We start from the raw sequence: 13945 nt of genomic DNA, 5'->3' as shown, positions 1-13945 counted from the left end.
ATGGCCAAGTCCTCGCTGGAACGACGGCCTGGTCAGAACACCTTGGAACTCAGTCCGGCAGCAGCGCCTGGCCGAGCTGGCGCAGGGCATCGGGGTTGAGCAGCTCCAGTTCGCGACCCTCGATACGGATCAGGTTCTGGCTGCGGAAGCGACTCAGCACGCGGCTCACCGTTTCGGCGGCCAGGCGCAGGTAGTTGGCGATGTCGCCGCGCGACATGCTGAGGTGGAAGCGCGTGGCGGAGAAACCGCGCGCGGCATAGCGTCCGGCGAGATCCATCAGGAACGCCGCCATGCGCTCGTCCGCGCTGTGGTCGCCGGCCAGCAGGCTTGCGCTGCCCAGTTCCTTGCTCAGCAGGCGAAACAGGTGCTTCTGCACCGCCGGGATGCGCGAGGCCAGCGCGCTCATCGCGGGGAAGGAGAAACGGCAGAAGAACGAGGTATCCAGCGCCACCGCGTCGCAGGGGAAGTGCTCGGGATAGATCGCGTTGAGGCCGATCACCTCGCCGGGCAGGTAGAAACCCAGCACCTGCTCGCGGCCCTCCTTGTCCACCATGCGGGTTTTCACCGTGCCGCTGCGCACCGCGAAGATCGCACGGAACGGATCGCCGGTGCGGAAGATGTGCTCGCCGGCACGGAACGGCCCGACGTGCTCGACCAGGCATTGCAACTGCGCCAGCTCGGGCTTGTTGTAGCCCGCAGCGATGCAGGCACTGGAGAACGCACAGGTACCGCAGAAGTGCGCCTCGTCGCCGTCGTCGGCAATCGGATTGGGCGGCTCGGGCAGGCGCCCTGCCGGGTGCTTGGAATCCATGATGCGATCGGGTTGCCTGGTCGGAGCTGCGTGGATCAGATCACGCGCGAATAGCGCGCCGCCTGTGCCTTGTCGTCGAGATAGGCGTCAAAGCACATGGCGATGATACGCAACAGCAGACGGCCCCGCGAGGTCACCCGCACCTCGCGCGCGTCGTCTTCCACCAAACCGTCAGCCACCAGCGGCGCGAGGCGTTCGCGCGCGCGCACGAAATATTCGTCGAACAGCAGCCGATGGCGTGCACCGAACTGCTGCTTGTCGACCACCCCGTGGCACATCAGCTCGCCGATCAGCTCGCGCCGGATCAGGTCGTCCTCGTCCAGTTCCAGCCCGCGCGCCACCGGCAGGCGGCCGGCATCCAGCGCCCCGTAATACCCCATCAGGTCGCGCGCGTTCTGGCTGTAGCTGTCGCCGATGCGGCCGATCGCGCTGACGCCCAGCCCCACGATGTCGCAATGGCCGTGGGTCGAATAACCCTGGAAATTGCGTTGCAGCGTGCCGGCGCGCTGCGCCAGCACCAGTTCGTCGGTGGCCTTGGCGAAGTGGTCCATGCCGACATAGACGTAACCCGCCGCCGACAGCTGCGCCACCGCGCGACCGAACAGCGCCAGCCGCGTGGCGGCGTCGGGCAGGTCGGCGGCGGCGATTTGCCGCTGCGCCTTGAACATCTCCGGCAGGTGCGCGTAGCCGTAGACGGCCACCCGATCCGGGTCGAGCGACACCACCTGCTCCAGCGTGCGGCTGAAGCCGTCGACGGTCTGCAGCGGCAGGCCGTAGATCAGGTCCACGCTGGTCGAGCGGAACCACGACTTGCGCGCCGCGTCGAGCACCTCGCGGGTCTGCTCGAAACTCTGGATGCGGTTGACCGCTTCCTGCACCGCCGGATCGAAATCCTGGATGCCCACCGAGATGCGGTTGAAGCCCAGCTCGCCCAGGCCGTGCACGTAGGCACCGTCGGCGAAACGCGGGTCGATCTCGATGCCGAACTCGCGATCCGCCGCGCGGCTGAAGCTGAAATGCCGCGCCAGCGATTCCAGCAGTTCGCCCATCTGGCGGATATCGAGGAAGTTGGGCGTGCCGCCGCCGAAGTGCAGCTGGCGCACCGGACGGTCGCGGTCGAACAGCGGCGCGATCAGCTCGATCTCGCGGTACAGCCGTTCGAGGTAGCGATCGGCCTGGCTGTGGTCGCGCGTGATGATGCGGTTGCAGCCGCAGTAGAAGCACGGGCTCATGCAGAACGGCACGTGCACGTACAGCGACAGCGGGCGCGGGATCGGCTCCTCGTTGGAAGCCCGGATCACGCTGCGCAACACGGTTTCGTCGAAGTCGGTCTTGAACTGCGGCGCCGTCGGATAGCTGGTGTAGCGCGGACCGGCCACGTCGTAACGGGCGATCAGCGCAGGGTCGAAATCGGGAGGTTCGATGGGAGTGATCATGGCAGCGAGTCTGTCCACCCCTCTGCCCGCCCGCCTTGATCCGGATCAACCCGCCGGAACTCGCGTCAACCTGCCGCAGCATCTTGCATGCCGGAATGCGGGAAAACCTCGCATCGATTGCGGCGACGCCCAGGGCGGGCACGGCCCGCCGCTTCCTGCCAGGGCCTTGCCGCAGGGGCCGCTTGCGGGCCCCTGCAAGACATCGCGAGGCGTCAGCGCTTGAGCGGCTCGATCTGCTGCTCGATCGAGCCGAAGATCGAGGCGCCGGCGGCGTCGGTGACGTCGATCTTCAGGTGGTCGCCGAACTTCAGGAACGGCGTGCTGGGCTGGCCGTCGCGCAGGGTTTCCACCGTGCGCTGCTCGGCCAGGCAGGACGCACCCTTGCCGGTGTCCTGGTTGGCGATGGTGCCGGAGCCGACGATGGTGCCGGCGGTCAGCGGGCGCGTCTTCGCCACGTGCGCGACCAGTTCGGCGAACGAGAACTGCATGTCCACGCCACATTCAGCCTCGCCGAACCACTTGTCGTTGAGCCAGGTGCGCATCGGCAGGTGCAGCTTGTCGCCGGTCCAGGCCTCGCCCAGTTCGTCGGGGGTCACCAGCACCGGCGACAGCGCCGAACGCGGCTTGCTCTGCAGGAAGCCGAAGCCCTTGGCCAACTCGCCGGGGATCAGCCCGCGCAGGCTGACGTCGTTGACCAGACCGATCAGCTGGATGTGTTCGGAGGCCTGCGCCGGCGTCACTGCCATCGGCACGTCGTCGGTGACCACCACCACCTCGGCTTCCAGGTCGATGCCGAAATCCTCGCTGGGCACCACCACCGGGTCGCGCGGGCCGAGGAAACCGGCGCTGGTGGCCTGGTACATCAGCGGGTCGGTGTAGAAGCTCGCCGGCACCTCGGCGCCGCGGGCGCGGCGCACGCGCTCGACGTGCGGCAGATAGGCCGAACCATCGACGAACTCGTAGGCGCGCGGCAGTGGCGAGGCCAGCGCGCGGACATCCAGCGCGAACGCGCCGGCGGCGGCGCCCGCGTTCAACTTGTCCGACAACGCATTCAGCCGCGGCGCCGCGTTCGACCAGTCGTCCAGCGCCGCCTGCAGCGTCGGCGCGATGCCGTCCGCCTTCACCGCGCGGGAGAGATCGCGGCTGACCACCACCAGCGTGCCGTCGCGGCCGCCTTCCTTGAGAGATCCGAGTTTCATCGTGCTGCCTTGTACCTGCTGCGTGGAGGGATCGCCGTCACGGCGTGAAGTGCTTGCCGATATCCTGCCAGCATCGGTAGTAGTCGCGCTGCAGTTGCGGCGCGTCCAGCGCCTGCTGCGTGGGCCGGATCACCTTGCGCGTCTCGAACATGAAGGCCATGGTGGCGGTGATCACGTCAGGCTTGGACAGATCGGCATGCGAAGCCTTCTCGAAGGTCGCCGCATCCGGGCCGTGCGCGCTCATGCAGTTGTGCAGCGAGGCGCCGCCGGGCACGAAACCCTCGGCCTTGGCGTCGTACACGCCGGTGATCAGGCCCATGAACTCGCTGGCCACGTTGCGGTGGAACCACGGCGGGCGGAAGGTGTGCTGCGCCACCAGCCAGCGCGGCGGGAAGATCGCGAAATCCACGTTGGCGGTGCCGGCGGTGTCGCTGGCCGAGGTCAGCACGGTGAAGATCGACGGATCGGGATGGTCGACGCTGATCGAACCGATCGTGTTGAAGCGGCGCAGGTCGTACTTGTACGGCGCGTAATTGCCGTGCCAGCCGACCACGTCCAGCGGCGAATGACCGATCTTCGCGCTCCACAGCGCGCCCTGGAATTTCGCCACCAGCTCGAACGCGCCTTCGACGTCCTCGTACGCCGCCACCGGGGTGAGGAAGTCGCGCGCATTGGCCAGGCAGTTCGAGCCGATCGGGCCAAGCTCCGGCAGGCGCAACAACGCGCCGAAGTTCTCGCAGACATAACCACGCGCGTCGCCGTCGAGCAGGTCGACGCGGAACCGCACGCCGCGCGGAATCACCGCGATCTCCTGCGGCTCGATCTCGATCACGCCCAGCTCGGTGGCCAGCCGCAGCCGACCCTGCTGCGGCACGATCAGCAGCTCGCCGTCGGCGTTGCAGAAGAAGCGCCCCTGCATCGAGCGGTTCGCCGCGTACAGGTGGATGCCGATGCCGCCCTGCTCCGCCGGTCCGCCGTTGCCGGCCAGGGTGACCAGACCGTCGATGAAATCCGTCGGCTGCGTCGGCAGCGGCAGCGGATCCCAGCGCAACTGGTTCGGCGTCGCCGGCGCCTCGTCGAAACGGTTGTGGAAGGTGGCATGCGCCAGCGGCTGGAACGGCTCGTGCACCGCCGCCGGGCGAATCCGGTACAGCCAGCTGCGCCGGTTGCTATGACGCGGCGCGGTGAACGCGGTGCCCGACAGCTGCTCCGCATACAGGCCGTGTGCCACGCGTTGCGGCGAGTTCTGTCCTTCCGGCAGCGTGCCGGGAATGGCCTCGCTGGCGAACTCGTTGCCGAAACCCGACTGGTAACCCTTGCTGACGCCGATCGCCATGGGAACCGCTCCTCAGAGGAAACCGCGCTTCATCTGGTCGCGCTCGATGGACTCGAACAGCGCCTGGAAATTGCCTTCGCCGAAACCTTCGTTACCCTTGCGCTGGATGATCTCGAAGAAGATCGGGCCGATGCAGTTCTGGGTGAAGATCTGCAGCAGCAGGCGCTTCTTCGTTTCCTTGTCGGCGTCGATCAGGATCTTGTTCTTCGCCAGCCGCGGCACGTCCTCGCCGTGCCCGGGGATGCGCTCGTCGATCACCTCGAAATAGGTGTCGGGGGTGTCGAGGAATTCCACGCCGGCCGCGCGCATCTTCTCCACCGTGGCGTAGATGTCGTCGGTGAAGCAGGCGATGTGCTGGATACCTTCGCCGTGGTAGGCGTCGAGGTATTCGTTGATCTGGCTCTTCGGGTCGTTCGACTCGTTCAGCGGGATGCGCACGACGCCGTCCGGCGCGGTCATCGCCTTGGAGACCAGGCCGGTCTTGGCGCCCTTGATGTCGAAGTAGCGGATCTCGCGGAAGTTGAACAGCTTCTCGTAGTAGTCCGACCACTTCTGCATGTTGCCGAAGTACAGGTTGTGGGTGAGATGGTCGATGAAGGTGAGGCCGAACCCGGTCGGGTTCTGCTCCGCCCCCGCGATCGCCACGTAGTCGGCGTCGTAGATGCTGCCGAGGTTGCCGTAACGGTCGACCAGGTACAGCATGCAGTCGCCGATGCCCTTGATGACCGCCGCGTTGACCGCCTTGCTGGCTTCCTTGTGGCCGACCTGCTCGCCGCCGTTGTCGAGCACCGCCTGCAGCACCTGCGCGCCGGGCTTGCGGAAGCGGATGCCGAAACCGCAGGCGCTGGGGCCGTGGGCCTTGGCGAAATCCGCGGCGAAGGAATCGGGGTCCTCGTTGACCAGGAAGTTCACGCCGTTCTGCCGGTAGACGGTGATTGGCCGCGACTTGTGTTTCAGCACTGCCGCGAAGCCCATCCGCTTGAACAGTTCGTGCAGCTCCCCGGCACGACCGGCGGGCGCGGCGAACTCGACGAATTCGAAGCCGTCGATCCCCATCGGGTTGTCGAAGGTGCTGACCTGCATGCCAAGGTTGGGCTGGGCGTTCATGGCGCTCTCCTGTTTGTCGGTGCACGATGGCCGCCCACGAGCGTGCCATCACCACTGGTAATCCTTCGTTATAGTTACAAATGAAACCAATTGCAAGGAACCCGTCCATGTCCCTCCGCCACAAGAGCACGCTGGCCCGCGCCGAGCACGCCCCGTTGCAACTGGAGCACTTCCTGCCCTACCGGCTGTCGATCCTGTCCAACACGATCAGCCAGACGATCGCCGACGACTACCAGAGCCGCCACGATCTCTCGGTGACGGAGTGGCGGGTGATGGCGGTGCTGGCCCGCTTCGAAGGGCTGTCCGCGCGCGAGGTGGCCGAGCGCACGGCGATGGACAAAGTGGCGGTGAGCCGCGCGCTGGCGCGCCTGGTCGCCGCGGGCCGGGTGGATCGCACGGTGCACGACAACGACAAGCGCCGCTCGGTGCTCAAGCTCAGCGCCGCCGGCTGGGCCATCCACGACGACGTCGCCCCGATGGCCCGCGCCCGCGAACGTGAAGTGCTGGCCAAACTCGATGCCGAGGAGCGCCAGTGGCTGGAGCGGATACTGGACAAGCTGCTGGCCTGAAGGCCGGGAATCGGGAATCGGGAATGGGAAGAGCAACAGCGCCGCTCGCCGCGTGGGCTTTGACGATTCCCTGTTCTCTATCCCCGATTCCCGGCCTCACCGCACCCCGTGCATCAACCGGTTCACCAGCGGCGCGATGGCGAGCAGCAGCACGCCGGCGCCGAGCAGCAGCCAGAAGCTGAAGGTGAAGCCGTCGAGTGCGGCGCTGGCGGTGAGGCCGTGGGTGCCGGTGATCCGGCTGGCGAACAGGCCGGACAGGTTGCCGCCTACCGCCAGTGACAGGAACCAGCCGCCCATCGCGAAGCCGACCAGCTTCGGCGGCGCCAGCTTGGTCACCATCGACAGGCCGATCGGCGACAGGCACAGCTCGCCCAGGGTCTGCATCACGTAGCACAGCACCAGCGGCCAGAACGGGATCAGCCCGTCGGTGCCCAGCAGCTGTCCCAGTGCGTACACCAGCACCAGGAAACCCAGCGCGTTGAAGACCAGGCCGAGGCCGAACTTGCGCGGGATCGAGGGCTCGCGCCGGCGCCTGTCCAGCCACGCCCACACCGCCGCCACCAGCGGCGCGAACACGATGATGGCCAGCGGGCTCACCGACTGGAACCAGCCCACCGGGAAGGTCCAGCCGCCGAACAGCCGGCGATCCACCAGGTTCTCGGCGAGGAAATTGAAGGTGGTGCCGAGCTGGTAGTAGAACATCCAGAACAGCACGTTGAAGGCGAAGATGATCAGCATCGCGATCACCCGCCGGGTCTGCACCCGGCCGTGCCGCGCCGCCTCCGTCAGCAGCATCGCCGCCACCACCACGAACAGCGCACCCAGCACCCATTGCAGGCCGCGCGCGCCGATGCCCGAGAGCAGCCAGTACATCACCGGCACCGCGGCGAGCGCGCCGGCCGCCACCCACAGCACGCGCCAGCGGCTTTCCGCGCCGTTCGCAGGCCGGCCCACGCCCTTGAGCTGGCGCCGGCCGAACCAGAACCACAGCAGGCTCAGCAGCATGCCCACGCCGGCGGTGATGAACACCAGCCGGTAATTCTGCTCCAGCGGGGTGGCGGTGAACTGCGCGGCCATCCAGCCGGTAAGCAGCGGCGCAATCAGCGCGCCCGCATTGATGCCCATGTAGAACAGGGTGAAGCCGCGGTCGCGGCGCGGGTCGTCGCGGCCGTAGAGCTGGCCCACCATCGAGGAGATGTTCGGCTTGAACAGGCCGTCGCCGACGATCACCAGCGCCAGCCCGAGCAGCAACATCACGCGGTCGGGCAGCGCCAGCACGAACAGTCCCGCCGCCATCACCGCCGCACCGAGCAGGATCGTGCGCTGATAGCCGATCAACTTGTCCGCCACCCAGCCGCCGAAGATGCCGGTGCCATAGATCAGTGCGGTGTACGAACCGAAGATCGCGCTGGCCCAGGCCTGGCCCGAACTGTCGCCGTGGTAGAACTCGGCCACGATGTACAACGCCAGCGCCCAGCTCACGCTGTAGAAGGCGAAGCGCTCCCAGAACTCGGTCATGAACAGCATCCACAGCGGTCGCGGATGCCCGAGCAATGGCGGGAAATCAGGCGTCGGGACGACGTCGACGGTACCGGTCTGGCTCATGCAAGTCCTTCATCGGCATGCGTGAGGCAGCCGCAAGCGCCCAGATGTAACCGGGCGCCAAGCGTCGCGTCAATGGTTGAGAGTCAGGGAGTGGGGAATCGGGAATCGGGAATCGGAAGAGCGGGACGAGGCTTCGCGTTGCCGCTTTGACCATTCCCTATTCCCTACTCCCTATTCCCTGCCTTCACCTAACCCCGTGCATCAGCTTGTTGATCAGCGGCGCGAGCAGGAACAGCAGCACGCCGCCGCCGAGCAGGATCCAGAAGCCGGAGGTGTAGCCGGAGAGGGCCGAGTCCACGGTCATGCCGGACTCGCCGCTGACGTGGGCGGCGAACAGGCCGGCCAGGTTGTTGCCGATCGCGGTGGACAGGAACCAGCCGCCCATGCCCAGCCCGACCAGCCGCACCGGCGCCAGCTTGGTCACCATCGACAGGCCGATCGGCGACAGGCACAACTCGCCGGCGGTCTGCAGCACGTAGCACAGCACCAGCGTCCACAGCGGAATCATGCCGTTGTCGCCGACCAGGCTGGACAAGGCATACATCAGCACCGCGAAACCCAGCGCGTTGCCGATCAGGCCCAGGCCGAACTTGCGCGGGATCGACGGCTCGATGCGCCGCTTGTCCAGCCAGCCCCAGGCCAGTGCGATCAGCGGCGCCAGCAGCACGATCGCCACCGGGTTGACCGACTGGAACCAGCCGATCGGGAACATCCAGCCGCCCAGGTCGCGATCCACGATGTGCTGCGCCAGGAAGTTGAACGAGCTGCCGGCCTGTTCGAAGAACATCCAGAACAGCACGTTGAAGGTGAAGATGATCAGCATCGCGATCACCCGCTGGATCTGCACGCGGCCGGTGCGGATCGCCTCGATCACCAGCATCACGCCCACGCCCAGGAACAGCGCGGTAAGCAGCCACTGCAGCACCACCGCGCCGGCGCGATCCATCAGCAGGTACACCAGCGGGATCGCCACCAGCACGCCAATCGCCACGTACACCACGCGCATCGGGTTGGCCATCTCCGGGGAGGGCCGGCCGACCGGACCGAGCTGGCGCCGGCCGAACCAGAACCACACCAGGCTGATCAGCATGCCCACGCCGGAGGCGGCGAACACCACGTTGTAGCTGTGGTGCCCGGGCGTGCCGAACACCTTGTTGGCCAGGATGCTGGTCAGCACCGGCGCAATCAGCGCACCGGCGTTGATGCCCATGTAGAACAGCGTGAAGCCGCGGTCGCGGCGCGAGTCGCCCGGCGCGTAGAGCTGGCCGACCATCGAGGAGATGTTCGGCTTGAACAGGCCGTTGCCGACGATGATCGTGGCCAGGCCCAGCATGAACACCTCGTGGCTGGGCAGCATGATCATGAACAGGCCGGCCGCCATCACCACCGCGCCGAGCAGGATCGAGCGCTGGTAGCCGAGGATCTTGTCGGCCACGTAGCCGCCGAACACCGCGGTGGCGTAGACCAGCGCCAGGTACGCGCCGTAGGTGCGGCTGGCATCCGCCTGGCCGGCGTCGTTGCCGTCCCAGAACTGCGCCACGATGTAGAGCGTGAGCGCCCAGCGCATGCCGTAGAACGCGAAGCGCTCCCAGAACTCCGACATGAACAGCATCCACAGCGGTCGCGGGTGGCCAAGCAGTTGCGGGTATTCCGGCAGCGGCGCGGCCGTGGAGTTGCTCGTCGTCATGGGGTTTCCGTGAGAGTGATGCGCCAGCTGCGGCCGGCGTGATCGCAAGATATTGCGTCGAAGATGTAACCGGCCCACGGCGCGCCGTCAACCCGCGGCACGCCGGCGCACCGTCGCCACCGCCATGCTTCGTCGCGCGACGAAACCTCCCCGCGGCCGCCGACTTACACTGCGGGCATGCGCAAAACCGTCTGGCCCGAACACCTGTTCAAACCCGCCGCCGCACTGGCCGAACCCAGCCGCGCCGCGATGCTCGCAGCCCTGCTGGATGGCGTCGCCCTGCCTGCCGGCGAGCTGGCCCAACTGGCCGGCATCAGTGCCGCCACTGCCAGCGCGCACCTGGCGCGACTGGTCGCCGAGGGCTTCGTCGCGGTCGAGCCGCAGGGCCGCCACCGCTACTACCGATTGGCCAATGCCGACGTGGCCGCCGCCCTGGAGGCGATGGCCAGCCTGATGCCACGACCGCCACCGCGCCAGCGACCGGGCGATCCGTCGCTGTGGCGTGCGCGGTTGTGCTACCACCATCTGGCCGGCCAGCTCGGCGTGCTGTTGCGCGAATCGCTGCTGCAACGCGGCTGGCTGCAACTCGATGGCGACGGTTGCGGCCTCAGCCGGGCAGGACGCGACGCGCTGCAGCGGCTCGACCTGCTGGCCGCCGACAGCCCGGCCACCTTGCGCGGCCGGCTATGCCTGGACTGGACCGAACGCCGCCATCACGTCGGCGGTACGCTGGGACGCGATCTGGCGCACGGCATGATCGATCGGGTCGGCTGGCTGCGCCGGCGGCCGAGCAGCCGCGCACTGACACCTACCCCGCTGGGCGCGGCGGCGCTGGCGCGCGAGTTCGGCATCGACGCCGACGCGCTCGACGCCGTTTCCGGCTGAGCGAGTCGCCGTCGTCAGACGCCGAGTTCGGTGCGCACGTCGAGCAACTCGGGGAAAAACTCCAGGTCCAGTGCCTTCTTCAGGAAACTCACCCCGGACGAGCCGCCGGTGCCGCGGCGATGGCCGATGATGCGCTCCACCGTCTTCATGTGGCGGAAGCGCCAAAGCTGGAAGCTCTCCTCCACGTCCACCAGTTGCTCGCACAGGTGGTACTCCGGCCAGAAATCCGCACGGCCCTCGTAGATGCGCTTGAGTACCGGCAACAGGCCCGCGTTGCGGCGGTAGGGCTGGGTCCAGTCGCGATCGAGCAGCTCGGCCGGCACCGCATGGCCGCGGCGCGACAGGTAGCGCAGGAACTCGTCGTACAGGCTGGGTGCCTCCAGCACCGCACGCAATCCGGCCTGCGCGACCGGGTCATGCGCGAACACCTTGAGCATCGCGGCATTCTTGTTGCCCAAGGTGAACTCGATCTTGCGGTACTGCAGCGACTGGAAACCCGACGATGGCCCCAGCACGCCGCGGAACTCCAGGTATTCCGACGGAGTGAGCGTCTCCAGCACCGCCCATTGCTCGAACAGTTGGCGCTGCACCTGCTTCACCCGCGCCAGGATCTTCAGGCAGGCATCGACGTCATCGCGCTGCAGGTGCGCCACCGCGGCGGTGAGCTCGTGCAGCATCAGCTTCATCCACAGCTCGGCCACGTGGTGCTGCACGATGAACAGCATCTCGTCGTGATGCGGCGGATTGCTCAGCGGCTGCTGCGCCGACAGCAAGGTGTCCAGCTGCAGGTAGCCGCCGTAGGTGATCTGTCCGTTGAGGTCGGTCTGGATGCCCGCTTCGAGATCGCGCTGGTTGTCGCTCATGGTGTTCCGTCGTGTCATCGGAAACGGGCATGGTAACGGCTGGGGCGACGCATGAACCTTGATCCAGGACAGAGGCGCAGCCCTCCCCGTGCGCGATGCTTTCCGGAACGGAATCCGGGATTCGCGGAAGCATCGCGCACGGAGTGCTCTCCTGCAGGGGTTTCGGGCTCCGCAACCGCCCTTCCATACCGCCACGCATGCTGCACTGTACCTTGCAGTGCAACATGCCAGCCTGTTATCAAGCGCGGTCTTGCGCAGTCGTTTGCGGCCCGATCGCAACCGGCGGGACATGCGCCACCAGGTTTTCCTCTGTACTCACTCCGGAGCGAGTCGTGACCATCGCCGCCAAGTTTGAAATCGAATACCTGCAGTACCTCGATGCCGAAGGCAAGGAAGTCCGCAAGGATCTCCCGGCCTTCGCCAAGGACCTCGACCACATGGTCGAGCTGTACAAGCTGATGCTGTCCACCCGCGTGTTCGACGCCAAGTCGATCGCGCTGCAGCGCACCGGCAAGCTGGGCACCTACGCCAGCTGCCTCGGCCACGAGGCTGCCCATGTCGGCATCGGCAGCGCGATGAAGCCCGAAGACGTCTACGCACCGAGCTACCGCGAATACGGCGCGCAGCTGTATCGCGGCGTGCAGCCGCGCGAGGTCTACATGTACTGGGGGGGCGACGAACGCGGCAACGACTACCAGAAGGAGCCGGCGCGCCACGACTTCGCGTGGAGCGTGCCGATCGCCACGCAATGCCTGCACGCGGCCGGTTCGGCGCTGGCGTTCAAGATCCGCGGCGAGAAGCGCGTGGCGGTGTGCACCATCGGCGACGGCGGTTCGTCCAAGGGCGATTTCTACGGCGCGATCAACATCGCCGGCGCGCAGAACCTGCCGCTGGTGGCGGTGATCGTAAACAACCAGTGGGCGATCTCGGTGCCGCGCAAGATCCAGTCCGGTGCGCCGACGCTGGCACAGAAGGGCATCGCGGCCGGCCTGTTCTGCATCCAGGTCGACGGCAACGACATCATCGCGGTGCGCAAGGCGATGGAGGACGCACTCGATCGCGCGCGCAACGGCGAAGGCGGCAGCGTGCTGGAACTGGTCACCTATCGCCTGGGCGACCACACCACCGCCGACGACGCGCGTCGCTACCGCGGCAAGGAAGAGGTCGACGAGGCCTGGGCCAAGGAGCCGATGAAGCGCCTGCGCAACTGGCTGGTGAAGAAGAAAGTGTGGGACGACGCCAGGGAAGAGGCGTGGAAGGCCGAATGCGACGAGTGGATGGACAACGAGGTCAACGCGTACCTGGAAACCAGGACCCAGCCGGTCTCGGCGATGTTCGACTACACCTTCGCGGAGCTGCCCGCCGACCTCGAAAAACAGCGCGACCACGTCCTCTCGCTTGACCAGAAGGCCCACTAAGCCATGGCACAAATCACTCTCATCGAAGCGGTCACCCAGGCGCTCGCCTACGAAATGGCCCATGACGAATCGGTCGTGGTGCTGGGCGAAGACGTCGGCGTCAACGGCGGCGTGTTCCGCGCCACCCAGGGCCTGCAGGAAAAATTCGGCGAACTGCGCGTGCTCGACACGCCGCTGGACGAAACCACCATCGCCGGCGTCACCGTCGGCCTCGCCGTGCAGGGCATGAAGCCGGTCGCCGAGGCGCAGTTCGAGGGCTTCATCTACCCGATGATGGAGCAGATCGCCTGCCACGCCGCACGCATGCGCAACCGCACGCGCGGCCGCCTCACCGTGCCGGCCGTGTGGCGTGCGCCGTGGGGCGGCGGCATCCGCGCACCGGAGCATCACTCCGAGGCCAACGAGCACCTGTTCACCAATATCCCCGGCCTGCGCGTGGTGCTGCCCTCCTCCCCGGCGCGCGCCTACGGCCTGCTGCTGGCCGCGATCCGCGACCCCGATCCGGTGATGTTCTTCGAGCCCAAGCGCATCTACCGCCAGTACAAGGAAGAGGTGCCGGACGATGGCGAAGCCCTGCCGTTGGACGTGTGCTTCGTGCTGCGCGACGGCAGCGACGTCACCATCGTCACGTGGGGCGCGCAGGTGAAGGAGTCGCTCGAAGCGGCCGACGCGCTGGCCGCCGAAGGCATCAGCGCCGAAGTGATCGACGTGGCCACGCTGACCCCGCTGGACTTCGACACCATCGCCGAGTCGGTGGCCAAGACCGGTCGCTGCGTGATCGTGCACGAAGCCCCCAAGACCGCCGGCTTCGGCGCCGAGATTGCCGCCCGCCTGGCCGAGGAATGCATGTACGACCTGCTTGCCCCGGTCGAACGCGTCACCGGCCCCGACACCCACATCCCGCTGTTCCGCCTGGAAATGAAATACCTGCCGAGCGTGGAACGCGTCGTCGACGCGGCGAAGCGTACGCTGGCGGCAAGCTGAGGCTTGCCGCCGGGAATCGGGAATAGAGAATGGGGAATGGGCAAA

Annotated in this window: 12 protein-coding genes; 4 read left to right on the top strand and 8 right to left on the bottom strand. The window is 67.1% G+C overall.

Annotated features, from left to right (window positions below; all coding sequences use genetic code 11):
* Window positions 1-49: 49 nt before the first annotated feature.
* From ACVCMB_RS14875 to hppD, 5 genes are all read right to left on the bottom strand, one after another.
* The gene (locus tag ACVCMB_RS14875; RefSeq protein WP_395116269.1) at window positions 50-811 is read right to left on the bottom strand and encodes a helix-turn-helix domain-containing protein; all 762 of its coding nucleotides are present in this window, start codon (window positions 809-811) and stop codon (window positions 50-52) included.
* A gap of 35 nt (window positions 812-846) precedes the next feature.
* Window positions 847-2247 (bottom strand): oxygen-independent coproporphyrinogen III oxidase, encoded by a 1401-nt coding sequence (hemN, locus tag ACVCMB_RS14870; RefSeq protein ID WP_447105527.1) that lies wholly within the window; start codon window positions 2245-2247, stop codon window positions 847-849.
* A 212-nt stretch (window positions 2248-2459) separates the two neighbouring features.
* Complete coding sequence (locus ACVCMB_RS14865) at window positions 2460-3446, bottom strand: fumarylacetoacetate hydrolase family protein (protein WP_447105526.1); 987 nt, start codon at window positions 3444-3446, stop codon at window positions 2460-2462.
* 37 nt (window positions 3447-3483) lie between these two features.
* Window positions 3484-4782 (bottom strand): homogentisate 1,2-dioxygenase, encoded by a 1299-nt coding sequence (gene hmgA, locus ACVCMB_RS14860; protein WP_447105525.1) that lies wholly within the window; start codon window positions 4780-4782, stop codon window positions 3484-3486.
* A gap of 12 nt (window positions 4783-4794) precedes the next feature.
* Window positions 4795-5889, bottom strand: a complete 1095-nt coding sequence (gene hppD, locus ACVCMB_RS14855; RefSeq protein ID WP_447105524.1) for a 4-hydroxyphenylpyruvate dioxygenase — start codon at window positions 5887-5889, stop codon at window positions 4795-4797.
* Between the two features lie 107 nt (window positions 5890-5996).
* Here hppD and ACVCMB_RS14850 point away from each other — a divergent pair, with 107 nt between their 5' ends.
* On the top strand, window positions 5997-6458 hold the full coding sequence (locus ACVCMB_RS14850; RefSeq protein WP_447105523.1) for a MarR family winged helix-turn-helix transcriptional regulator: 462 nt from the start codon (window positions 5997-5999) through the stop codon (window positions 6456-6458).
* Window positions 6459-6554: 96 nt separating this feature from the next.
* Here ACVCMB_RS14850 and ACVCMB_RS14845 read toward each other — a convergent pair whose 3' ends face one another.
* Both ACVCMB_RS14845 and ACVCMB_RS14840 read right to left on the bottom strand, forming a co-directional pair.
* Complete coding sequence (locus tag ACVCMB_RS14845; RefSeq protein WP_447105522.1) at window positions 6555-8063, bottom strand: peptide MFS transporter; 1509 nt, start codon at window positions 8061-8063, stop codon at window positions 6555-6557.
* Between the two features lie 184 nt (window positions 8064-8247).
* A complete protein-coding gene (locus tag ACVCMB_RS14840) occupies window positions 8248-9750 on the bottom strand; it encodes a peptide MFS transporter (protein ID WP_395116253.1) in 1503 nt (500 codons plus the stop codon).
* A gap of 177 nt (window positions 9751-9927) precedes the next feature.
* Between ACVCMB_RS14840 and ACVCMB_RS14835 the strand changes: the two genes are divergently transcribed.
* Window positions 9928-10635, top strand: a complete 708-nt coding sequence (locus ACVCMB_RS14835) for an ArsR/SmtB family transcription factor (RefSeq protein ID WP_395116251.1) — start codon at window positions 9928-9930, stop codon at window positions 10633-10635.
* Window positions 10636-10649: 14 nt separating this feature from the next.
* On the opposite strand, the gene ACVCMB_RS14830 is transcribed toward ACVCMB_RS14835, so the two are convergent.
* On the bottom strand, window positions 10650-11498 hold the full coding sequence (locus ACVCMB_RS14830; RefSeq protein WP_395116249.1) for a tryptophan 2,3-dioxygenase: 849 nt from the start codon (window positions 11496-11498) through the stop codon (window positions 10650-10652).
* 332 nt (window positions 11499-11830) lie between these two features.
* Between ACVCMB_RS14830 and pdhA the strand changes: the two genes are divergently transcribed.
* Window positions 11831-12916: a pyruvate dehydrogenase (acetyl-transferring) E1 component subunit alpha gene (gene pdhA / locus ACVCMB_RS14825; protein WP_447105521.1), complete on the top strand. Its 1086-nt coding sequence runs from the start codon at window positions 11831-11833 to the stop codon at window positions 12914-12916.
* Between the two features lie 3 nt (window positions 12917-12919).
* A complete protein-coding gene (locus ACVCMB_RS14820) occupies window positions 12920-13900 on the top strand; it encodes an alpha-ketoacid dehydrogenase subunit beta (RefSeq protein WP_447097340.1) in 981 nt (326 codons plus the stop codon).
* The last annotated feature ends 45 nt before the right edge of the window (window positions 13901-13945 follow it).

The sequence above is a fragment of the Rhodanobacter sp. UC4443_H10 genome, from assembly GCF_052978325.1.
This window is presented reverse-complemented; position numbering and strand designations above follow the sequence as displayed.